The following is a 22,338-nucleotide window of genomic DNA, read 5'->3' as shown; positions in this document are numbered from 1 at the left end:
AAATAGTACAGAGCCTCGAAATCAAGCTAAAAGAAAGACTTAGAAAGAAGGAGGCATCATGATGCAGTACGAAGCTGGAAATTATGATGTAATTGTTATTGGTGCAGGCCATGCAGGTTGTGAAGCAGGACTTGCGGCAGCAAGACTAGGCGCCAAAACATTAATGTTAACAATTAATTTAGATATGGTTGCTTTTATGCCATGTAATCCATCTGTTGGAGGACCGGCAAAAGGGATTGTTGTTAGAGAAATTGATGCCCTTGGCGGCGAAATGGGTAAAAATATTGATAAGACCTATATTCAGATGAGAATGTTGAATACAGGAAAAGGACCTGCAGTCCGTGCACTAAGAGCTCAGGCAGATAAATATATGTATCAACATGAAATGAAAAAGACATTAGAAAATGAACCTAATCTGACATTAATTCAAGGGATGGTAGAAGAATTAATAGTAGAGGATCAAGTTGCAAAAGGTGTCATTACGAAAACGGGTGCTACGTATCGTGCAAAAACAATTGTCGTCACTACTGGAACATATCTTCGCGGCGAAATTATTTTAGGGGAGCTTAAATATTCAAGCGGTCCGAATAACCAGCAGCCATCCATTCGATTATCAGAGCATTTACAGGAGCTAGGTTTTGACTTAGTTCGCTTTAAAACAGGAACACCTCCTCGTGTAAATAGTCATACTATTGACTACTCTAAAACAGAAATACAGCCAGGAGATGATGTTCCAAGAGCATTTTCTTATGAAACAACGAAATTTATTACAGAACAGCTTCCTTGCTGGTTAACATATACAAATGAAACAACACACCAAATTATTGATGCAAACTTACATCGTTCTCCGATGTACTCAGGGATGATTAAAGGAACTGGACCACGTTATTGCCCATCAATTGAAGATAAAGTGGTTCGATTTAACGATAAACCGCGACATCAAATTTTCTTAGAGCCAGAGGGAAAAAACACTCAAGAAGTTTATGTGCAAGGATTATCCACAAGCTTGCCTGAAGATGTTCAACAGGAAATTCTAAGAACGATACCAGGATTAGAAAATGTGCAAATGATGCGTGCGGGATATGCAATTGAGTATGATGCAATTGTGCCAACACAGCTATGGCCAACATTGGAAACAAAGAAAATCAAAAATCTTTATACTGCTGGTCAAATTAATGGAACTTCAGGATACGAAGAGGCAGCAGGGCAAGGATTAATGGCTGGGATAAATGCAGGCTTAAATGCTTTAGAAAAAGAAGAAGTTATTTTAAGTCGTTCTGATGCATATATTGGCGTTTTAATTGATGATTTAGTTACAAAGGGTACAAATGAACCTTACCGTCTTTTAACTTCTCGAGCAGAATATCGTTTATTACTTCGCCATGATAATGCAGATTTGCGTTTAACGGATATTGGCTATAGAATTGGTCTTATTTCTGAAGAACGTTACGCAAAATTCTCGGAGAAAAAGCAATTAATTGAAAAAGAAAAGCAACGTTTAAGCGAAGTCATGCTAAAGCCAAATGAACAAGTTCAAAACGTTATTAAAGAACAAGGCGGCAGTGAATTAAAAGATGGCATAAGAGCAGGAGACTTATTAAAGCGACCTGAAATGAATTATAGTCATATTGAAGGACTGGCACCTAGTGAGATAGAATTAACGGAAGATATAAAAGAGCAAGTAGAAATTCAGATAAAGTATGAAGGCTATATTGAGAAATCCTTACAGCAAGTAGAAAGACTAAAGAAAATGGAGAATAAAAAAATTCCTGAGAACATTGATTATGATGCTATCTCTAGTCTTGCAACAGAAGCAGTACAGAAATTAAAAAAAGTTCGACCATTGTCCATTGCGCAGGCATCAAGAATATCTGGGGTAAATCCAGCAGATATATCCATTTTATTAGTTTATTTAGAACAAGGGAAAATTGCTCGAGTTTAATCTCTGGATAGAAAGGGTTCATGCATGAATACGGAAGAATTTATTCAAATGCTCTCCGATAAAGGAATCACTTTATCGGAAAAGCAAATAAATCAGTTTGAGCTCTACTATGAAACATTGGTAGAGTGGAATGAAAAAATGAATTTAACAGCTATTACGGAAAAATCAGATGTTTATTTGAAGCATTTTTATGATTCCATTACTGCTGGATTTTACTATGAAGGGTTTCATCATCCTGCACAGCTATGTGATGTGGGAGCTGGGGCTGGCTTTCCAAGTATTCCTTTAAAAATTGTCTTTCCTGATTTAAAGGTAACAATTGTTGACTCCTTGAAGAAAAGAATTCACTTTCTTGAGCATCTAGCGTCCGTTTTAGAGTTAGAAGAGGTTAACTTTATTCATGACCGAGCAGAAACCTTTGGCCAAAATAAAGAGTATCGTGAAACATTTGATATTGTTACGGCCAGAGCTGTAGCAAGACTTTCCGTCTTAAGTGAACTTTGTCTACCACTAGTAAAGGTTGGAGGTACTTTTGTTGCTATGAAAGCAGCAAGTGCCAAAGAAGAACTGGAAGCTGGAAAAAAGGCTGTAAACCTATTAGGAGGAAAGGTGAATGCAACACACGCCTTTTTGTTGCCAATTGAAGAAAGCGAAAGAAATATCATCACAATCGCAAAGGAAAAGCCAACACCTAAAAAGTATCCTAGAAAACCAGGAACTCCTAATAAGGAACCAATCGAATAGGGAAAGCCTAAGCAATTTAGCGGGATGAAATGTTAGCTGTCTTAAAGCTAATTTCACGTCTTTCGAAGATACTCTTTTTTCCACCCCTCTTTAAAGTGAAGTTTGTCGAATGATAAGGGGTGGAATCTTACTATGAAGACAGTAAAAATAGGCGATTAATTTTAAGCTATTACGAAAGAGAAAAGAGAATGATATAATCATTCATAGGATTAGGACTATATCAATTATCATATCTACTATATAATATACCTATAATTGTCATATTCTATTAAATTTCGAGAAGTTTCTTTCTATAAGTTAGATGACTTTGCAGGGATTAATGTTTCATATAGAGAATAATTAATAGGGAGTTTTGTAAAGGTGGTGCAGGGTGATGAAGCCTTCTTTCTCACGATTTTTTGGACTAGGCGAAAAAGGAGATCCAATAGAAGATGCTAGTCAATTAGGTGCAGATGCTGCTCAAGAGGAGATCGAGAATATGGGAAACAGTGAAGAAGTTAGAAAAATCCCAATTCATCAGATTGTTCCTAACCGTTTTCAACCAAGAACGGTATTTGATGATGAAAAAATTGAAGAATTAGCTCGTACAATCCATACCCATGGTATTATTCAACCAATAGTAATTAGAGAGTATGAGCAAGATAAATTTGAAATCATTGCTGGAGAACGAAGATGGAGAGCAATGAAAAAGCTTGGTTGGGAAGAAGCGCCAGCTATCATAAAAAACTTGAGTGATACAGAAACTGCGTCTGTTGCACTTATTGAAAATCTTCAAAGAGAAGAGCTTTCTCCAATTGAAGAAGCAATTGCATATGGAAAATTATTAGAGCTGCACAATCTTACCCAGGAGGCCCTTGCGCAAAGATTAGGGAAAGGGCAATCGACTGTTGCGAATAAATTGAGACTTCTTAAATTGCCAGAAGAAATTCAAGAAGCTTTATTAAATAAAGAGATTTCTGAGCGTCATGCTCGTTCGATGATTCCATTAAAAGAACGCGAAAAACAAATTCAGCTTTTACAAGAAATCATTGAAAAGGGCTTAAACGTAAAGCAAACAGAAGAGCGTGTAGTGAGAATGCTCGAACAGACGAAGCAGAAGCCAAAGCCAAAAAGAAAGGCTTTTAGTAAAGATATGCGGATAGCTGTAAATACAATCCGCCAATCATTAAATATGGTTTCTGATAGTGGTATTAATCTGAATGCTCAAGAAGAAGAATTTGAAGATTTTTACCAATTTACGATTAAAATACCGAAAAAGAAATAATAGGTTAATAGATTTTATATAGCATAATTATTTATATTTCCTTGAAGATTTTGAGCTCTGTTAAATTCCATTTGTATTAAGAATTCCTTTTCGTCATTATATTTATTTAACAGAGCATATTTTTTGTGAGAATAATAGCCATTTATGCTGATTCTCACTTTTTTATAGGATGATTTTTTCCTCAAAGGACACCACAAATAAAAATTTAAAACCTCCATTGCTTATTTACGATGATTATTTTTAGGCCAATCAAATAGAGAAATTCTCCAAAAATACTTGTAATAATAAGGTTTTATCCCTTATTTTATTGTAGGAGTTTCTTTTCATTTTCCATCATTAATCGAGATTAAAAGAAAAAATAACGAAATTTAGAAGTTTTCATGATAAAATAATATACGTGATTACAATAGGTAGGAAATGAGCCATGTTGTAGTCTATTCTGTTTTTTTACTAATAAATTGTTTTATAGTTTTAAATGAGCTATTAAACGGTTCAATCATTTTATATTAAGTAGCCATCTTGCGTCGATTTATATTTCGTAGCTAGTATGGAATAAAAGGTAGGTGACATCATGGGTAAAATTATTACTGTTGCTAACCAAAAAGGTGGAGTTGGAAAAACAACTACATCAGTCAATCTTGGCTCTTGTTTAGCATATATCGGGAAAAGTGTATTATTAGTAGATATTGATCCACAAGGAAATGCTACTAGTGGTGTAGGTATTGAAAAAGCTGATGTTGATCATTGTATCTATGATGTGTTAGTCGATGATCTAGAAGCAAGTATGGTGATTAAACAGACAAATGTAGAGAATTTGGATGTTATTCCAGCTACTATTCAGTTAGCTGGGGCAGAAATAGAACTTGTTTCTACTATTTCGAGAGAAGTTAGATTAAAAAGGGCATTAGATGAAGTCAAACATAACTATGACTACGTATTAATAGATTGTCCTCCTTCTTTAGGGTTATTAACGATTAATGCATTAACTGCTTCAGATGCGGTATTAATTCCAGTTCAATGTGAATATTATGCGTTAGAGGGATTAAGTCAATTATTAAATACAGTTCGACTTGTTCAAAAACATTTAAATCATGATTTGGCCATAGAGGGTGTGCTGCTAACAATGTTAGATGCTAGAACAAATCTAGGTTTACAAGTTATTGAAGAGGTTAAAAAGTATTTCCAAGACAAAGTCTATAAAACAATTATTCCAAGAAATATTCGATTATCAGAAGCACCGAGTCATGGGGAACCAATTATCATTTACGATCCAAAGTCACGTGGTGCAGAAGTATATTTGGACCTTGCGAAGGAAGTGGTTACTAGTGGCTAAAGGACTTGGAAAAGGATTAGATGCCTTTTTTCCTAAAATAGATGTTGAGAAGGAAGAAAATGTTCAAGAAATAAGTCTAAATGAATTACGTCCGAATCCTTATCAGCCAAGAAAATTCTTTGATGAGGAAGCGATTGAAGAATTGAAGCTTTCTATACTAGAACATGGAATTCTTCAACCGATAATCGTTAGAAAGAGTATTAAAGGCTATGAAATAGTTGTTGGTGAACGTAGATATCGAGCAGCTAAAGAAGCTAGGCTAGAGACAGTTCCAGCAGTTGTCCGTCAATTAACAGAGCAACAAATGATGGAATTAGCAGTACTAGAGAATCTTCAAAGAGAAGATTTATCACCTATTGAAGAAGGACATGCCTATCAGACTTTAATGAAGAAGCTAAAGCTGACTCAAGAGGAACTTGCAAAGCGTTTAGGTAAAAGCAGACCCCATATTGCCAACCATGTTCGCTTATTGACTCTTCCAAAGGCTGTGCAAAATTATATTTCTGACGGTAAAATATCCATGGGACATGGAAGAACTTTATTAGGACTGAAAAATAAAGATAAGCTTCCAGCAATAGTTGATAAAATTATTAAAGACGGATTAAACGTGCGTCAGCTGGAACAATTGATTCAGCAACTAAATGAGAATGTTCCACGTGAAACAAAAAAAGAAAAAGCGCCTGTGAAAAATGTCTTTTTAAAAGAGCAAGAGTCATTTCTGCGTGAAAGATTTGGTACTACTGTTCATATTAAACAGAAGAAAAATAAAGGGAAAATTGAAATTGAATTTTTCTCTGAAGACGACTTAGCGCGTATTCTTCAATTATTTGAATTAGAAAATGAAAAGTAAAAAGCCACCTAAGAAAGGGGAGTTTACAGAGGATGTGAACTACACCTTTTTTAGGGGGCTTTTATATTAGAAAAGATAGAAGGCGATTAAACGGGTTCCTCCTTCACCTGATATTCTCTAGTATGCATATAGCGAAGGCTAGTATGATAAATGCCTTTTGAAATGATTTTGGCCATATTTAATACTAAGCTTAATCTAGTATTCTGAAGAACCAAGAATTCCATAAAACCACTAATATTTACTATCCCTGTAATATGAATATTTCCTACAGGAGGAAGCTCTTTATTGACACCACTACCCGGTTTTACAGGCCCATCACCAATTTGTACGATACCTACACTTTTCATTCTACCAAGACAAGCATCAATCCCTATAATGTAAGGATTTTTATGTTTTTCATGCACTTCTTTTAATTTTTCCTCTAAATTAAGAGCGTGTATTGGAGCATCTAGTGTTCCATAAACATGAAAAGGAGAAATATTCTTTTCGCTTAACAAGGTACCAATAAGCGGACCTAATGAATCTCCAGTAGAACGATCAGTGCCAATACACATAAAGACAATTGGCTGATTGATTGAAATGGATGGCAAATGTTTAGCTAATGAATCTGCAATCTTAAAGGCGGCTAATTGTTCATCATATGCTATTCTAACGGGAAGTTCATTTTTTTCGAAAAGGCTGGAATATAAGGTCATTGAATCTACTCCTTTTATTTAGGATTCGATAATATCTATAGGAGAAAGCAATTATTAAGTTAATGGATGTTTTGACCAACCATCAAAGATGGAAATCTATCGAACCATTAGTTGTTTTTAAGCAAAGTTATTGTAGTATTCAGTATATGGAAAAGAGACATATTCTATACATATCCATCAAAATAAAGGAAAAAAGAGTGAGACAAATAGGAGGGGAATTTATGGTAATAAGGGCAAAAGTCCTTTGTTTTAGGAAATATCGTACTACAAAGCAAATAGAAAAACTGTTAAAATAAACTTACCCAATATGAAGGCTTTTGAAGAGTAAAATAGAAAAATAGTTAGCATTATTTTTTATTTGATGTAACTTTATAGAAATTGTTTCATCCATTACGTTGCATGAATAGAGGATAAAAGGAAAATAATCTAGTAGAAGTTTATATTTAGAGGTGTTCTAAATGGATAAAAATATAAAAGAAGGTATAGATAGTCTTATGAATGAGAATTTGTGGAGGGATGTCGGCTTTGGCGCACTAAAACTTGTCCTTATTTTTCTAATAAGCGGAATTATCATCAGGATAGGGAAGGCTGCGGTACGGAATATATTTAAAGTAAGAACACATTCTGCCTTACGCGTATCTGAAAGAAGAGAAGCAACATTAATTAAGCTGTTAGAAAACACGATTACTTATGTTGTTTATTTCATAGCTATCATGATGGCATTATCTGTCTTTCATATTGATGTTAAAGCATTATTAGCAGGAGCAGGAATTGTCGGCCTAGCTATTGGTTTTGGAGCTCAAAGTCTTGTGAAAGATATTATTACTGGGTTTTTTATAATTTTTGAAGACCAGTTTTCTGTAGGAGACCAAGTACGTATAGGTACTTACGAGGGCGTAGTCGAGGAAATTGGATTACGTACAACAAAAATAAAAGGATTTACTGGAGAGGTAAACATTATCCCGAATGGAAGTATTGTGGATGTCACGAATTTCTCCATCAATAATAGTAAAGCGATTGTCGATGTAAGTATTGCTTATCAAGGTGATATTAATCGAGCAGAAAAAGTAATACAGGAACTAATCGAAAAATTACCAGAGCAATATGAAGATATTGTTGGTGTTCCTGAATTATTAGGGGTACAAAATATTCAAGCAGCAGAAGTAACCATTCGTGTTGTCGCTGAAACATTGCCAACGAAGCATCATGCTATTGCAAGGATATTAAGGAAAGAAATAAAAAATGTTTTAGATGAAAATGGAATTGAAAGTCCTGTCCCAAAATTAGTTATGTATTCGCAACCACAGTAATTCATTTTTTAGGAGGTATTATGGAACAGAAAGAATTTGCTCTAAATGATGTAGTTGAGATGAAAAAAGCCCATCCTTGCGGTACAAACCGCTGGAAAATAATACGATTAGGAATGGATATTCGCATTAAATGCGAGGGATGCGGGCATAGTGTTCTTATTCCGCGAAGAGAATTTGCAAGGAAAATGAAAAAGGTATTAGTAAAGCATGAACAAGAATAGACTATTTTTCTCAGAAAAGACTGCAAATAATATTTGTGGTCTTTTTATTGATGGGAAAGGAACACTACTTGTCTTTTTCTCTCGTTAAAACTATAATTGTTAGAGGTTTATAATAATAATGAAATTACTTTCTATTTTGTACGATAGAGGTAGAAAGTTTATATAAGGGAGTGGCATAATGGCGTTAACTGCTGGAATAGTTGGTTTACCCAATGTTGGTAAGTCTACATTATTTAATGCAATTACACAAGCAGGTGCAGAATCAGCAAACTATCCGTTCTGTACAATTGATCCAAATGTTGGAATTGTAGAAGTACCTGATCATCGTTTAACAAAATTAACAGAATTAGTACAACCGAAAAAAACAGTACCTACTACTTTTGAATTTACAGATATTGCCGGAATTGTAAAAGGGGCAAGTAAAGGAGAAGGGCTTGGTAATAAATTCTTATCTCATATTCGTGAAGTAGATGCAATTTGCCAAGTAGTACGTTGTTTTGCTGATGATAATATTACCCATGTCTCAGGAAAAGTAGATCCAATTTCTGATATAGAAACAATCAACCTAGAGTTAATTCTTGCTGATTTAGAATCGGTAGAAAAAAGAATTGCCCGAGTTGGGAAAATGGCGAAACAAAAAGATAAAGAAGCAGTTGCGGAATTAGAAGTATTAGAACTATTAAAAGCTGCTTTTGAAGAAGAAAAACCAGCAAGAACCGTAGAATTTACAGAAGAACAAGCAAAAATTGCTAAGGGGCTACATCTCTTAACCATTAAGCCGGTATTATATGTTGCGAATGTAGGCGAAGATGAAATTGCTGATGCAGCAAATAATGAATATGTAAAGCGAGTAAAAGAATTTGCTGCAAATGAAAATGCAGAAGTTATTATTATTTGTGCAAAAATCGAAGAAGAAATTGCGGAGCTTGAAGGGGAAGAAAAAGAAATGTTCTTACAAGAGCTTGGCATTGAAGAATCTGGTTTAGATCAGTTAATTCGTGCGGCTTATCATCTTCTTGGGCTAGCAACATACTTTACTGCTGGTGTGCAAGAAGTACGTGCTTGGACATTTGTACAAGGAATGAAAGCACCACAATGTGCAGGAATTATTCATTCCGATTTTGAAAGAGGCTTTATTCGTGCCGAAACCGTTTCTTATGAGGATTTATTAGCGAGCGGTAATATGGTTGCAGCAAAGGAAGCTGGTAAAGTTCGCTTGGAAGGTAAAGAATATGTTGTGAGAGATGGAGATATTATCCACTTCCGTTTCAACGTTTAATACAATAAATAGGAAAATCACTCCTGCTAAGGAATAGCGGGAGTGATTTTTTATATGGAAGAAGATAACTGTACAATCTTTTTACAATTCTTTAAAACTCTCCAAGCATTCGATTGTTAAAATAAATATAACATAAAATAGTTTGCTAAAAAGGGAGTGAGGCTTTTGAAAATTGCCATTTTTTCAGACACTTATTTTCCTCAAGTAAATGGTGTTGCTCAGACTTTAAAAAGACTTACTAATCATTTTGACAACAGACAAATAGCTTATCAAGTTTATTCTCCTGAAAATAAAACTTCTACTACATACCCTAATATAAACCAATTTCCAAGTCTTCCGTTTTTTCTTTATCCTGAGTGCCGAACTGTTATCACCAATCCAAAGAAAATAGAAAATAGTTTAAAAAAATTCCAACCAGACCTTATTCATCTAGCAACACCATACATGATGGGATTATACGGGTTATTTGCTGCTAAGAAATTAAATATTCCAGTGGTATCCTCCTATCACACCAACTTTGATCAATATCTTAAATACTACCATGCCTCCTTGCTAGAACCATTTTTATGGAAATATTTAAAATGGTTTCATCAAGCAACGGAAAAAATATTTGTTCCCAGTAAAGAAACACAAAGAAAGTTAGAGTCCTTACATTTTGATGGCTTAAAAGTTTGGGGAAGAGGGATTGATTCAAAGCTTTTTGCGCCTAATCATGATGCTAAAGAACAACTAAGAAAGAAATACCATATAAAAGAAAAATATATTTTATTGTATGTAGGTAGGTTAGCTCCAGAGAAAGATTTAGATACATTAAATAAAATTATTCATTTTCCTTCTGATATCAAAGATTCGGTCCATTGGCTAATTGTTGGAGATGGACCAAACAAAGTAGCCTGGAGGGAAAAAGAGAGAGTACAAAAAAATATTACCTTAACTGGTTATATAAAGGGGGAAGAGTTGGCAAGGATATATGCAGGAGCAGATCTTTTTGTTTTCCCTTCCTTTACAGAAACTTTTGGGAATGTCGTTTTAGAAGCCATGTCTAGCGGTACTCCGGCTGTGGTTGCGAATGCAGGAGGGGTAAAAGAGTTTGTAATGAACGATGTGAATGGAAGAATATGTGAACAGCAAAATGCTGAGAGTTTTGTTCATGCAATAAGTGAGCTATTGGAAGATGAAACGATGCGATTGAGAATGGGAGTAGAAGCTAGAAATTATGCTTTAACTCAATCATGGGATACTATTTTTGATGGGTTAATAAGTGATTACTATGAAGTTTTACAATCCAGTCGTAATATTAATCAAAAGTACGCTTAAAAGAGCTAGTACTTTTCATTATTTGTATAATAAAAAAGAAAAGATATCAGCTCATTTTCCTGCATTGCTATTTAGTATGAAGTATGCTATACTTTTACATTGTGAGTAATGTATAGTTGCTCCTTGCCCAATATGGGCCGTCTAGACCAAAAGGAGGTGAAAGTGATGAAAAAGTACGAAATTATGTACATCATCCGTCCAAATATTGAAGATGAGGCTAAGAAAGCTCTTGTTGAGCGTTTCAACTCTATTCTTACAGATAATGGAGCGGAATTAGCAGAATCAAAAGAGTGGGGTAAACGTCGCCTTGCATATGAAATCAATGATTTCCGCGATGGTTACTATCAATTAGTAAAAGTTAACGCTGCACCAGTAGCGGTTGAAGAATTCTCTCGTTTAGCTAAGATCAACGAAGATATCATTCGCCACATCGTAGTTAAAGATGAAGCAAAATAATAATAGATAAGTGATGTTTCACGTGAAACATTTAAAATGGAAGGGAGTTGAAACTGATGATGAATCGGGTAGTTCTTGTTGGCCGTCTAACGAAGGATCCTGACTTGCGTTATACACCGAGTGGAGTTGCTGTGGCATCTTTTACACTTGCGGTTAACCGTACTTTTACGAACCAGCAAGGGGAAAGAGAAGCAGACTTCATTAACTGTGTTATTTGGAGAAAACCAGCAGAAAACGTTGCTAACTTCTTGAAAAAAGGAAGTTTAGCAGGTGTTGATGGTCGTATTCAAACTCGTAGCTATGATGGACAAGACGGAAAACGCGTGTATGTAACAGAAGTATTAGCAGAAAGTGTTCAGTTCTTAGAACCTAGAAACAGCTCTGGTAATAATAGAAGTGACAACATGAATTATGGGGCCCCAAGAGAACAAGATAATCCTTTTGGAGGATCAAATAATTATCAGAATCAGCGACCTCAAACAAATAGAAACAATCAAGATTATACAAAAGTGGATGAAGATCCATTTGCAAATAGCGGTCAAATCGATATTTCAGATGATGATCTACCGTTCTAAACAGTAATTTTGATAATAAAAAGGAGGTTAATCTCATGGCAATGGGTGGACGCAGAGGTGGCCGTGCAAAGCGTCGTAAAGTATGTTACTTTACAGCTAACGGTATCACTCACATCGATTATAAAGATGTAGATTTACTTAAAAAATTCATCTCAGAACGTGGTAAAATTTTACCTCGTCGTGTAACTGGTACAAGCGCTAAATATCAACGTAAATTAACGATTGCTATTAAACGTGCTCGTACTATGGCTTTACTACCATACGTAAGTGGAGAATAATTAGCCTATACAAAACCCTATTAGACATTTGTTTAATAGGGTTTTTATATTATCTATATGAAAACACTTGCATTTTATTTTTTTTGTTCGCTATACTCACGTTGTAACTAAATTGAAGAAGTAGATAAATGATAGTAAAATATTAGATGAAGATGCAAACCCTTTCTTCTGGTAAAATCCCTTTTTCTAATGCCATAATAAGAAATTAATTATGTGGAAAATCTTATTCATCCATCATGGAGTAAACGAACAGAGATAGACCTTTTTATATTTTAATTTAGTATAATGGGGTATAATAGTATCAGGTTTAATGAATACATAGTAAGGATTATGTGAAAATCTCACGAGTTTTAGGAGGAGAAAAATTGCCTACTTTTTTAGAGAAAGGATCCATACGGTATCCATTAATAAGTTTAATCGGTATTACCATTATCATGCTTGGAATCCTCTCTTTTTATAATTGGTTCTTTTCCTTAATTGGGTTATTTCTTTTTGTTATTCCTTTTTATTTTATTTTACGAATAGATAGTCGTCAGAGAAAGGAAACGGAAGAATATATAACCACTCTTTCCTACCGTGTTAAAAAAGTAGGGGAAGAGGCATTAATGGAAATGCCAATAGGAATCATGCTTATAAATGATGATTATTATATCGAATGGACAAATCCCTTTTTAGCATCTTGTTTTACAGAGGATACACTTGTTGGAAGGTCTTTATATGATGTTTCTCCATCCATTATCCCATTAATTAAACAAGAGGTAGAAACAGAAATCATTACATTACATGAAAGAAAGTTCCGAGTCATTCATAAAGTGGAAGAACGACTATTATACTTTTTCGATGTGACAGAGCAAACGGAAATTGAAAAGCTGTATGAAGACGAACGTACCGCAATTGCCATTATCTTTCTAGATAATTATGATGACTTAACGCAAGGTATGGATGATCAGACAAGAAGTAGCATTAATAATACAGTCACAGCCATTTTAAATAAATGGGCTACAGATAATGGAGTCTTATTAAAACGGATTTCCTCTGATCGTTTTATTGCTATTTTCAATGAACATATTCTACAAAATTTGGAAAAGGGCAAGTTTACAATATTAGATGATGTTCGAGAATTAACTACGAAGCAAAATGTACCTTTAACACTTAGTATTGGAGTTGGATCTGGTGTATCTTCCTTGCCTGAGCTGGGAAATATTGCACAATCCAGTCTTGATTTAGCCTTAGGAAGAGGGGGAGATCAAGTAGCGATAAAGCAGCCAAATGGAAAAGTGAAGTTTTTTGGAGGTAAAACAAATCCTGTAGAAAAACGAACTAGGGTTAGAGCACGTGTAATTTCTCATGCTTTAAAGGAATTAGTTTTAGAGAGTGATAAAGTCATTATTATGGGACATAAGAACCCGGATATGGATGCAATTGGCGCAGCGATTGGGATACATAAAGTAGCCCAGATGAACCAAAAGGAAGCATATATAGTCATTAATTTTCAAGAGATAGATACAGCTGTTCGAAGGTTGATGGAAGAAATAAAAAAACAAGAGACCTTGTTTACGAAATTTATCACACCTGATCAAGCATTAGAAATCGCTACAGGCGATACACTTCTAGTAGTAGTTGATACCCATAAGCCTTCTTTAGTGATTGAAGAGCATTTATTGAATAAAATAGAAGATGTAGTAGTAATTGACCATCATCGTCGTGGAGAGGAATTTATAGAGAATCCGATCCTTGTCTATATGGAACCATATGCTTCCTCTACTGCCGAACTAGTAACAGAATTACTAGAATATCAGCCGAAAACTGTTAAAATTGAAATGTTAGAAGCAACAGCCCTTTTAGCAGGAATTATTGTGGATACAAAAAGCTTTACTCTTAGAACAGGGGCACGAACATTTGATGCTGCTTCTTATTTAAGAGGGCAGGGAGCAGACACTGTACTTGTTCAAAAATTCCTAAAAGAGGATATTGAAAACTATGTGAAAAGAGCAAGAATTATTGAAAATGTTCAATTTTATAAAGAGGGAATTGCAATAGCAATAGCGAAGGAAGAAGAAGCAGTAGATGGTGTTTTAATTGCCCAAACAGCTGATACACTATTAACAATGGATGGTATCATCGCCTCCTTTGTTATAGCACCTAGAGGGGAAACGATGATAGGAATTAGCGCACGCTCCTTAGGAGAAATCAATGTCCAAATTATTATGGAAAGTCTCCATGGTGGTGGCCATTTGACCAACGCTGCTACACAGCTATCCAATATGCCGATGGAAGAAGTAGAGGCAAGGCTTAAGTTAGCGATTGATGAGTATTTTGAAGGGAGAAGAAAAGAATGAAAGTTATTTTTCTAAAAGATGTAAAAGGAAAAGGGAAAAAAGGGGAAGTTAAAAACGTAGCAGATGGCTATGCACATAACTTTCTTTTAAAAAAAGGTTTGGCTGTAGAGGCGAATGCTTCCGCTGTTAGTACATTAAATGCACAAAAGAAAAAAGAAGAGAAAGAAGCTATTGAAGAGCTTAATAGAGCAAAGGAATTAAAAGAAAAGCTAGAAAAAGTAACAGTAGAGCTGCATGCTAAATCAGGTGAAGGCGGCAGATTGTTTGGGTCGATTACAAGTAAGCAAATTGCTGAAGAGCTAAATAAAAAGCATCAAATTAAAATCGATAAACGAAAAATTGAATTAAATGATGCTATTCGTTCATTAGGTGTGACAAAGGTTCCAGTAAAGCTTCATCATGAAGTGTCTGCAACATTAAATGTACATGTAAAAGAATTAAGCTAATATTGGAAGTTCCATTTGCCGCTAAACATGTTAAAATAGAATAAGCTTAAGAAAATGTGATACAGGTTGAGCTGGTCACATTTTTTGTTTGACTGTTTTTAATAGAAAATATTTAAAAGAAATGAAAAGGGCACAGCGGATACAAAAATCTCTTTAGGCAAATGAAAGAATCTTTTTGTATAGATTGTTGCTTTTTTTCACCTAGGCTATGTTTATTATCATATCCTCTCATTTAAGGAGGTTTTATAGATTGAGTGAAATGTTAAATGATCGAATGCCCCCTCAAAATATCGAGGCTGAACAGGCCGTATTAGGGGCCATATTTCTTGAACCACAAAGCTTAACACTAGCTTCTGAAATATTAATACCGGAAGACTTTTATCGTGGCGCACATCAAAGAATATATTCAACGATGCTTAAATTAAATGATGAAGGAAAAGCAGTCGATTTAATAACTGTGACGTCTGAATTAGCAGCTACTAATAACTTAGAAGATACAGGTGGAGTTAGCTATTTGAGCGAGCTGGCAGCATCTGTGCCAACTGCTGCCAATATAGAATATTATGCGAAGATCGTAGAAGAGAAGTCATTGCTGCGCCGATTAATTCGAACAGCAACAAATATTGCCCAAGACGGATATTCCCGCGAGGATGAAGTAGAAGCCCTTCTAAGTGAAGCGGAAAAGAATATTTTAGAAGTAGCACAGCGGAAAAATGCCGGTGCGTTTCATAATATCAAAGATGTTCTCGTGCGAACATACGATAATATTGAAGAGATGCATAATCGTAAAGGAGATATAACAGGGATAGCAACAGGGTTTGCTGAGCTTGATAAAATGACGGCTGGATTCCAGCGCAATGATCTAATTATCGTTGGAGCGAGACCATCCGTTGGTAAAACGGCCTTTGCCTTAAATATTGCTCAGAATGTTGCCGTAAAAACAGGAGAAAATGTAGCAATCTTCAGTTTGGAGATGGGAGCAGAGCAACTTGTTATGCGTATGCTTTGTGCAGAAGGTAATATAGATGCACAGCGTCTTCGTACAGGGTCATTAACGGACGAGGACTGGGGCAAGCTGACAATGGCAATGGGGAGTCTATCCAATGCTGGTATTTTCATTGATGATACACCAGGGGTGAAGATTACCGATATAAGAGCTAAATGTCGCCGCTTAAAGCAGGAGCATGGCTTAGGAATGATATTAATTGATTATCTTCAGCTTATTTTAGGAAGTGGGCGAGCAGGCGAAAATAGACAGCAAGAGGTTTCGGAAATTTCCCGTTCCTTAAAACAGCTTGCACGTGAGCTTCAAGTGCCTGTAATCGCCTTGTCGCAGCTATCACGTGGGGTAGAGCAAAGACAAGATAAGCGTCCGATGATGTCTGATATCCGGGAATCAGGAAGTATTGAGCAGGATGCCGATATTGTAGCATTCTTGTACCGTGATGATTACTATGACAAGGAATCAGAAAGCAAGAATATTATAGAGATCATTATTGCGAAACAGCGTAATGGACCAACAGGAACAGTACAATTAGCTTTTGTTAAAGAATATAATAAATTCGTCAATTTAGAACGGCGCTTTGAAGATGGGGCAATGCCGACAGGCGCTTAGGGAAAAAAGATTAGTAGCTAAAAAACTATATCTATTTATTAAAATTACATGCACCTGATAAAGAAGTAACTTTTGATATGTTATTACGTATGTACAATAATTCCTAATTAGTACGACATATGCACGTTAAAATGATATTGGAGCTAACATCTTAATTAGAAGAGTTTTATTAGGAAAATCTAATTTCTCTTTTGACGAGCACCTTGAAAAAAACCATAACCATCTTAACCCAAAAAATTAAGATGGTTATGGTTTTTTCTTATCTTTACCTTAGTAACACTGGTTGATTTCTTCCCTAATTTCTCAAATTGTTTTAAAAGATCCTTCGGGATTTTTTCTCCCCTTAAAATCGATTTAGCCATATATTATCCTCCTACCTTATGTAAATATTCGTCTAGTTAAAGTTTGTCCAGATTTCTAGATTATATACATTCTAATCCTCTCTCCCCTCTCATACTCTAGCAATATAACAATTTGACACTGAGATAAAAGACCAAAATATAAGAAGCAGAGGGGAAAGAGGAAGAGATGAAACAAATGGAACTACTAAATCCTATATTCAATATCAGCAACCGTCCAAAAGAAATTCCATCTATTAAAGAGAATGTTCGGAAACGGTCTATAACCAAAGAAGAAGGCAGACAAACAAGGAGCGATAAAAAGAAAGATGTGAAGATTCCTCTTTCGGAAGAGGAAAGGCAAATGGTAAAAAGAGTAGCAAGAAGAAGAGGTGGAGCCTGATAATGAATTTATTGTGGAAGATATTTTACGGTTACTTTACAGTGATTTTATATAGCAGTATAAGTCTGGAAATTTAAAAAACAGCATTCCAAATATAATTAGAAGGTTAAATCAATGAGGACTGATAAACTGTTTTCAAAAAGTTTATATTCTATGAGTATGTTATTATTATAATGGAAAAATGTCTCCATTTAATTTTGGTTTTTAAACAAATATCTATAGAAAAGCAGTAGACTAAAAGAAATTTTATTAATGCAAAGATCCATTAAATATTCATAATAAAAATAACGAGGGGAATTTTAATGAGTTCAATTAACAATAAAATTGCTAAACTGTCTCCCAAAAAGTTAAAAGTAAGGAACAGGTTAAAAAATAAATCCATAAAAGATTATGAATTTCCCCCTGTTTCTAGATTAATTTTATTATACTTGACAAGTTTAATTTTTTATTTTTTTAATATCATTTCGGGATTTATTTTTGTTACTGCTTTACTATTTTTGTTTATATTTTTAATAATTCACTATTCTAATTTAAGAAAAAAAAGTAATTCCAACCGGGTATTTGTTATGCCATTTTTACTCCCATTTTTGATAGTATTATATGAATTTCCGATTATATTCTTTGACGAGTACAAATTCCTAGTTACGAGTTTCAATCAACCAGAAGAAATAATTAGTGGTACTAATATATATTTTTTATCGGTTAAAGAAGATACGGTAAGTAATATACAAAATGAGAAAGAAGTTAGAAATATTTATGCTACTAATCATCAAGAGATTTATGAAATAGTTCCTGTTACCAACTTTATTCGATATACCAGTAAAAACCAATTCATTTATGAGTTAGTAGGATTAAAAAATCCCGAATTTGAACAATATTATCAGGACATTTCAGCATATATAGGATCAGATAATACTCTTATTAAAGAATTTTTGTCACGAAAAAATTCACAAGGAAACAGTGCTGGCCTAGCGTTAGTCTTATCTAGTTATCTAATTGAACAGAATTTCCAGAATGATATATTAATCGGAGTTACTGGATCAGTTAATAAAAGTGGAAAGGTCGAAGAGGTAGGTTATATAAAAGAAAAGATATTAAGTGCAGAGAGAAGTGGTCTCACGTTTATAATAGTTCCAAATAAGAACATTATCGAAGCAAATGAAATAAAAGACGATTTAAACCTCTCGATAAATATAATTGGTGTTAGTAAAATTGACGAAGCGATTCAACTTATAGAAGATTTGCATAATGGTAAAAATTAAATTTGCAAGCATTACTGATTTATTAAAGAACACTTAAGTTAAAACTTTAAAACTTATTATAGTGAAAGGGTCTCAAAAAAGTGTCATATAATCGAAAAATTGTAGTTATGACACTTTTGCGACCCTTAAGTATAGCTAAATTGACCAATTTACCACTCAGCTTAAAGGAAAAGTTCCCTTTTCCAGTGTAGAACGCTTTTTAAATTACTCTCTTGCTATTGCTGGAGAACCCATTCCTACCCTCATTGAAGAAAAGGAAGTAGAAAAAAAACAGAAATAGAAAAAGTCCCCAAAGAAAAAAACATTGTTATAGGAAGCTTATACCCCAGAAACGGAACCACTTTTGTATCATATCTGATAGCAAGAAGTATCGCCCATTATCAGGTAAGCACGTTATATGTTGAGGACTCTCTTTTAGTTCCATATACATATGACCGGTTTTATGGACATGAATTTGCTCCTTATGCAAATGGGGGAAGCAGCAAGAAGATCTTCCTGATATCCAAGATGAATGGGTTAGAGATGAGTGGAGCTACTATGTCATAATCCTACAATGTCAGAGATATTAAATAGACTGCTAGCTACTAGTCTTTTTTTACCTTTTCAGATGGATAGAAGCCTTAATCGGAGCAAATACTTCAACTTATATCGTTTTTTATTAATCTCTTTTCACGAACATAATATTAAAATATCAAAAAGATTGTTCGTGTTTTATTGACTTTTATCTTGAAAAATTGATAAAATAGGAATGTTGATTAAGGATATAATAAAAAGATATAGAAACCTGTGGAGGTGCTCTAGGATATGTCATCAGTAGTGGTCGTAGGAACGCAATGGGGAGACGAAGGAAAAGGTAAAATTACCGATTTCCTATCTGAAAATGCAGAAGTGATTGCACGTTATCAAGGCGGTAACAATGCAGGTCATACAATTAAGTTTAATGGAGAAACTTATAAGTTACACTTAATTCCATCTGGGATATTTTATAAAGAAAAAATTAGTGTGGTTGGAAACGGAATGGTCGTTGATCCAAAAGCGATCATTGAAGAATTAAAATATTTACATGACCGTAATATCAATACAGATAATTTGAGAATTAGTAATCGTGCACATGTTATTCTTCCCTATCATCTAAAATTAGATGAGGTTGAGGAAGAAAGCAAAGGTGCTAATAAAATTGGAACAACGAAAAAAGGAATTGGACCAGCTTATATGGATAAAGCGGCGCGTACTGGTATCCGTATTGCTGACTTATTAGATAAAGAAGTATTTGAAGAAAAGCTTGCAAGAAATTTAATTGAAAAAAACCGTTTATTAGAGCGTATTTATGAAACGGAAGGCTTTAAATTAGAAGATATTTTAGATGAATATTATGAGTATGGGCAGCAAATTAAGAAATATGTTTGTGACACTTCTGTTGTATTGAATGATGCATTAGATGAAGGCCGCAGAGTATTATTTGAAGGTGCTCAAGGGGTAATGCTTGATATCGATCAAGGTACGTATCCGTTTGTTACATCTTCTAATCCAGTGGCTGGAGGGGTAACAATTGGTTCAGGTGTTGGTCCAACGAAAATTAAACATGTAGTTGGTGTATCCAAAGCCTATACATCAAGAGTAGGGGATGGACCTTTCCCAACAGAACTAAATGACGAAATTGGACATCATATTAGAGAAGTTGGCCGTGAATATGGAACAACAACTGGTAGACCACGCCGTGTCGGCTGGTTTGATAGTGTCGTTGTACGTCATGCACGTCGTGTTAGCGGTATTACTGATCTTTCTCTGAATTCCATTGATGTTTTAACAGGAATTGAAACAGTAAAGATTTGTGTTGCTTATAAATACAAAGGGGAAGTAATGGAAGAGTTCCCAGCAAGCCTTAAAGTACTAGCTGATTGTGAGCCAGTATATGAAGAATTACCAGGCTGGTCAGAGGACATTACTGGATGTAAAACATTAAGTGAGCTTCCTGAAAATGCCCGTCATTATTTAGAAAGAGTTTCACAGTTAACAGGGATCCCATTATCCATGTTCTCAGTTGGTCCAGATCGTACACAAACAAATGTGATACACAGCCCTTGGAGACAAATCTAAACATGGTAAGAGGTCGTTCTAAACGTGTTAGAACGACCTTTTCTTTTCTAAATAGATAATAGAAGCAGGCTGGCTTGATTCGTTTACAGAAATGGCATGAGGGTATGATAAGTATACAGCATTCTTTATGTTGGGTATTTAATTTTAGTAACCTTGCGGAGGAAAAATAGTTACGTAGGAGTTTAAAAATTTTTTTGAAAAAAACTTTTAAAAAAAGTATTGCTTTTTATTTTAATAATATGCTAATATAAAAAGCGTCGCAAATGACAAAAAATACGAGCCATTAGCTCAGTCGGTAGAGCATCTGACTTTTAATCAGAGGGTCGGAGGTTCGAATCCTCCATGGCTCACCATTTCTTGTAATAATTCACGGCCCATTGGTCAAGCGGTTAAGACACCGCCCTTTCACGGCGGTAACACGGGTTCGAATCCCGTATGGGTCATAATATCTTTTTAAAGGTATTAATAGTAAAAAATGGTCCGGTAGTTCAGTTGGTTAGAATGCCTGCCTGTCACGCAGGAGGTCGCGGGTTCGAGTCCCGTCCGGACCGCCATTTTTTCTTCCTATGCATTTGCATATTTAATATATATTTTTTATCTAATACATATTGAAGACAAGTAAGAATTTCGACCTGTGCTGCTAGTAAGCATCTGTCACAATAGTTTGGCTCAGTAGCTCAGTCGGTAGAGCAAAGGACTGAAAATCCTTGTGTCGGCGGTTCGATTCCGTCCTGAGCCACCTTGATTTATCATTACAACGACTGTTCGTTGTTTTTTTTATGCCAAATTATTTCCCCGTAAATAAATGTGAAGAAATCCGCGATTATTACAAATCCCCACAGAACATATAAATTTAACAACAATTTTATTACAATATAATAGCAAACCATTTTTCTTTATAAAAGTATGATAAAGTTAATGTATATGTCTTCTTTGAAAGGAACTTTATAAAATAATGAAGTGAATGGAGTAGAGACAGAAGAGTTTTATTTAATTTAGAAAAAACGTATGTAAGAGGATGCTATAGACAAAAAAAGGACAAGGGATCCATTCTATTAAAAAGGATATCCTTGCCAAAATTAAGGGAAAATGAAACTCATATATATAGACGATTAACTCGTCTAAAAGGTTTCAATAATTTATCCATCTATCTATGTATTTTTTCTTATTGTAAAATAATGCTCTCATTAATCTTTTTCTACAGAAAGAAGACATATAGAAGCCTAGTATGTATTGATGATGTATACTTTTAGTTCCCATGCATATGAATAAAACACTAATAAGGAAAAATAAGTAATTCTCTCTTTAATAGAGAGATTTTTTATTCGGGGATGGAAGGAATGGTCAGTGGGCTAATGAAAAGCTTCACTGTTTTTTTATGTGGGACTATTTAGTGAATAGCCGTTCTTTATAGACTTTTGTCTTCCTGTTAACTATTTTTGGTTTCGCTTGGTAAAGGGAGATGAAAGCGGGATAAACTTATAATAGAAAAAAAGTGATTATATAAATTTAAAATGGTAAAGTAGACATTAGAAGTAAACAATAAAAGAATGAAATAACCATAGATAAAACTT

20 protein-coding genes and 4 tRNA genes are annotated in these 22,338 nt (G+C 34.6%); 22 read left to right on the top strand and 2 right to left on the bottom strand.

Features of this window, described 5'->3' with window-relative positions:
* Positions 1 to 61: 61 nt before the first annotated feature.
* From mnmG to C2I06_RS18670, 5 genes are all read left to right on the top strand, one after another.
* Entirely contained in the window at positions 62 to 1,942 is a 1,881-nt protein-coding gene (gene mnmG, locus C2I06_RS18695) for a tRNA uridine-5-carboxymethylaminomethyl(34) synthesis enzyme MnmG (RefSeq protein WP_123258651.1), read from the top strand.
* 24 nt (positions 1,943 to 1,966) lie between these two features.
* The gene (rsmG, locus tag C2I06_RS18690) at positions 1,967 to 2,686 is read left to right on the top strand and encodes a 16S rRNA (guanine(527)-N(7))-methyltransferase RsmG (RefSeq protein ID WP_095333233.1); all 720 of its coding nucleotides are present in this window, start codon (positions 1,967 to 1,969) and stop codon (positions 2,684 to 2,686) included.
* A gap of 373 nt (positions 2,687 to 3,059) precedes the next feature.
* The gene (gene noc, locus C2I06_RS18685) at positions 3,060 to 3,950 is read left to right on the top strand and encodes a nucleoid occlusion protein (RefSeq protein WP_095333235.1); all 891 of its coding nucleotides are present in this window, start codon (positions 3,060 to 3,062) and stop codon (positions 3,948 to 3,950) included.
* Positions 3,951 to 4,521: 571 nt separating this feature from the next.
* The gene (locus C2I06_RS18675) at positions 4,522 to 5,283 is read left to right on the top strand and encodes a ParA family protein (protein ID WP_047944597.1); all 762 of its coding nucleotides are present in this window, start codon (positions 4,522 to 4,524) and stop codon (positions 5,281 to 5,283) included.
* Positions 5,276 to 6,133, top strand: coding sequence for a ParB/RepB/Spo0J family partition protein (locus C2I06_RS18670; RefSeq protein ID WP_123258650.1), 858 nt, complete (start codon positions 5,276 to 5,278; stop codon positions 6,131 to 6,133). Before C2I06_RS18675 ends, C2I06_RS18670 begins: the two co-directional genes overlap by 8 nt.
* Before the next feature lie 86 nt (positions 6,134 to 6,219).
* Here the strand turns inward: C2I06_RS18670 and yyaC are convergent, their stop codons facing one another.
* Positions 6,220 to 6,828 carry a spore protease YyaC gene (yyaC, locus tag C2I06_RS18665; protein ID WP_123258649.1) on the bottom strand — a complete coding sequence of 203 codons (609 nt, stop codon included), beginning with the start codon at positions 6,826 to 6,828 and terminating at the stop codon, positions 6,220 to 6,222.
* A gap of 458 nt (positions 6,829 to 7,286) precedes the next feature.
* Between yyaC and C2I06_RS18655 the strand changes: the two genes are divergently transcribed.
* The 10 genes from C2I06_RS18655 (at position 7,287) to dnaB (ending at position 16,664) form a co-directional block, all read left to right on the top strand.
* Positions 7,287 to 8,138: a mechanosensitive ion channel family protein gene (locus tag C2I06_RS18655; protein ID WP_095333241.1), complete on the top strand. Its 852-nt coding sequence runs from the start codon at positions 7,287 to 7,289 to the stop codon at positions 8,136 to 8,138.
* 20 nt (positions 8,139 to 8,158) lie between these two features.
* Positions 8,159 to 8,359 carry a DUF951 domain-containing protein gene (locus C2I06_RS18650; RefSeq protein ID WP_095333243.1) on the top strand — a complete coding sequence of 67 codons (201 nt, stop codon included), beginning with the start codon at positions 8,159 to 8,161 and terminating at the stop codon, positions 8,357 to 8,359.
* Between the two features lie 178 nt (positions 8,360 to 8,537).
* Positions 8,538 to 9,638 (top strand): redox-regulated ATPase YchF, encoded by a 1,101-nt coding sequence (gene ychF, locus C2I06_RS18645; protein WP_095333245.1) that lies wholly within the window; start codon positions 8,538 to 8,540, stop codon positions 9,636 to 9,638.
* A 165-nt stretch (positions 9,639 to 9,803) separates the two neighbouring features.
* Entirely contained in the window at positions 9,804 to 10,955 is a 1,152-nt protein-coding gene (locus C2I06_RS18640; RefSeq protein ID WP_123258647.1) for a glycosyltransferase family 4 protein, read from the top strand.
* Between the two features lie 165 nt (positions 10,956 to 11,120).
* Positions 11,121 to 11,411 carry a 30S ribosomal protein S6 gene (gene rpsF / locus C2I06_RS18635; RefSeq protein WP_047944590.1) on the top strand — a complete coding sequence of 97 codons (291 nt, stop codon included), beginning with the start codon at positions 11,121 to 11,123 and terminating at the stop codon, positions 11,409 to 11,411.
* Positions 11,412 to 11,467: 56 nt separating this feature from the next.
* Positions 11,468 to 11,986, top strand: a complete 519-nt coding sequence (gene ssb / locus C2I06_RS18630) for a single-stranded DNA-binding protein (protein WP_047944589.1) — start codon at positions 11,468 to 11,470, stop codon at positions 11,984 to 11,986.
* A 41-nt stretch (positions 11,987 to 12,027) separates the two neighbouring features.
* On the top strand, positions 12,028 to 12,264 hold the full coding sequence (rpsR, locus tag C2I06_RS18625) for a 30S ribosomal protein S18 (protein ID WP_047944615.1): 237 nt from the start codon (positions 12,028 to 12,030) through the stop codon (positions 12,262 to 12,264).
* A gap of 365 nt (positions 12,265 to 12,629) precedes the next feature.
* Positions 12,630 to 14,603, top strand: a complete 1,974-nt coding sequence (locus C2I06_RS18620; RefSeq protein WP_123258646.1) for a DHH family phosphoesterase — start codon at positions 12,630 to 12,632, stop codon at positions 14,601 to 14,603.
* Positions 14,600 to 15,049, top strand: a complete 450-nt coding sequence (gene rplI, locus C2I06_RS18615) for a 50S ribosomal protein L9 (RefSeq protein ID WP_123258645.1) — start codon at positions 14,600 to 14,602, stop codon at positions 15,047 to 15,049. Before C2I06_RS18620 ends, rplI begins: the two co-directional genes overlap by 4 nt.
* 250 nt (positions 15,050 to 15,299) lie before the next feature.
* Positions 15,300 to 16,664 (top strand): replicative DNA helicase, encoded by a 1,365-nt coding sequence (gene dnaB / locus C2I06_RS18610; protein WP_047944586.1) that lies wholly within the window; start codon positions 15,300 to 15,302, stop codon positions 16,662 to 16,664.
* 224 nt (positions 16,665 to 16,888) lie between these two features.
* On the opposite strand, the gene C2I06_RS25170 is transcribed toward dnaB, so the two are convergent.
* Complete coding sequence (locus C2I06_RS25170) at positions 16,889 to 17,026, bottom strand: hypothetical protein (protein ID WP_163185934.1); 138 nt, start codon at positions 17,024 to 17,026, stop codon at positions 16,889 to 16,891.
* 166 nt (positions 17,027 to 17,192) lie between these two features.
* On the opposite strand from C2I06_RS25170, the gene C2I06_RS18605 reads away from it, so the two are divergent.
* The 7 genes from C2I06_RS18605 to C2I06_RS18575 all read left to right on the top strand — a co-directional run bounded on the left by C2I06_RS18605 (position 17,193) and on the right by C2I06_RS18575 (position 21,503).
* Positions 17,193 to 17,405 (top strand): hypothetical protein, encoded by a 213-nt coding sequence (locus C2I06_RS18605; RefSeq protein WP_095333251.1) that lies wholly within the window; start codon positions 17,193 to 17,195, stop codon positions 17,403 to 17,405.
* Positions 17,406 to 17,707: 302 nt separating this feature from the next.
* On the top strand, positions 17,708 to 18,667 hold the full coding sequence (locus C2I06_RS18600) for a S16 family serine protease (RefSeq protein WP_047944585.1): 960 nt from the start codon (positions 17,708 to 17,710) through the stop codon (positions 18,665 to 18,667).
* Between the two features lie 804 nt (positions 18,668 to 19,471).
* Positions 19,472 to 20,764, top strand: a complete 1,293-nt coding sequence (locus C2I06_RS18595) for an adenylosuccinate synthase (RefSeq protein WP_047944584.1) — start codon at positions 19,472 to 19,474, stop codon at positions 20,762 to 20,764.
* Between the two features lie 277 nt (positions 20,765 to 21,041).
* Positions 21,042 to 21,117, top strand: a tRNA-Lys gene (locus tag C2I06_RS18590).
* A gap of 18 nt (positions 21,118 to 21,135) precedes the next feature.
* Positions 21,136 to 21,207, top strand: a tRNA-Glu gene (locus tag C2I06_RS18585).
* 34 nt (positions 21,208 to 21,241) lie between these two features.
* A tRNA-Asp gene (locus C2I06_RS18580) sits at positions 21,242 to 21,318 on the top strand.
* Between the two features lie 112 nt (positions 21,319 to 21,430).
* Positions 21,431 to 21,503: transfer RNA gene (locus tag C2I06_RS18575), tRNA-Phe, on the top strand.
* Positions 21,504 to 22,338: the final 835 nt, after the last annotated feature.

The organism is Niallia circulans, from assembly GCF_003726095.1.
GTDB lineage: Bacteria > Bacillota > Bacilli > Bacillales > Cytobacillaceae > Niallia > Niallia circulans_A.
This window is presented reverse-complemented; position numbering and strand designations above follow the sequence as displayed.

Bases quoted from the DNA above. Each gene is read 5' to 3' on its own strand.
- mnmG (WP_123258651.1), top strand. From the start codon at position 62: ATGCAGTACGAAGCTGGAAATTATGATGTAATTGTTATTGGTGCAGGC.
- rsmG (WP_095333233.1), top strand. From the start codon at position 1,967: ATGAATACGGAAGAATTTATTCAAATGCTCTCCGATAAAGGAATCACT.
- noc (WP_095333235.1), top strand. From the start codon at position 3,060: ATGAAGCCTTCTTTCTCACGATTTTTTGGACTAGGCGAAAAAGGAGAT.
- C2I06_RS18675 (WP_047944597.1), top strand. From the start codon at position 4,522: ATGGGTAAAATTATTACTGTTGCTAACCAAAAAGGTGGAGTTGGAAAA.
- yyaC (WP_123258649.1), bottom strand. From the start codon at position 6,828: ATGACCTTATATTCCAGCCTTTTCGAAAAAAATGAACTTCCCGTTAGA.
- C2I06_RS18655 (WP_095333241.1), top strand. From the start codon at position 7,287: ATGGATAAAAATATAAAAGAAGGTATAGATAGTCTTATGAATGAGAAT.
- C2I06_RS18650 (WP_095333243.1), top strand. From the start codon at position 8,159: ATGGAACAGAAAGAATTTGCTCTAAATGATGTAGTTGAGATGAAAAAA.
- ychF (WP_095333245.1), top strand. From the start codon at position 8,538: ATGGCGTTAACTGCTGGAATAGTTGGTTTACCCAATGTTGGTAAGTCT.
- rpsF (WP_047944590.1), top strand. From the start codon at position 11,121: ATGAAAAAGTACGAAATTATGTACATCATCCGTCCAAATATTGAAGAT.
- ssb (WP_047944589.1), top strand. From the start codon at position 11,468: ATGATGAATCGGGTAGTTCTTGTTGGCCGTCTAACGAAGGATCCTGAC.
- rpsR (WP_047944615.1), top strand. From the start codon at position 12,028: ATGGGTGGACGCAGAGGTGGCCGTGCAAAGCGTCGTAAAGTATGTTAC.
- rplI (WP_123258645.1), top strand. From the start codon at position 14,600: ATGAAAGTTATTTTTCTAAAAGATGTAAAAGGAAAAGGGAAAAAAGGG.
- C2I06_RS25170 (WP_163185934.1), bottom strand. From the start codon at position 17,026: ATGGCTAAATCGATTTTAAGGGGAGAAAAAATCCCGAAGGATCTTTTA.
- C2I06_RS18605 (WP_095333251.1), top strand. From the start codon at position 17,193: ATGAAACAAATGGAACTACTAAATCCTATATTCAATATCAGCAACCGT.
- C2I06_RS18600 (WP_047944585.1), top strand. From the start codon at position 17,708: ATGAGTTCAATTAACAATAAAATTGCTAAACTGTCTCCCAAAAAGTTA.
- C2I06_RS18595 (WP_047944584.1), top strand. From the start codon at position 19,472: ATGTCATCAGTAGTGGTCGTAGGAACGCAATGGGGAGACGAAGGAAAA.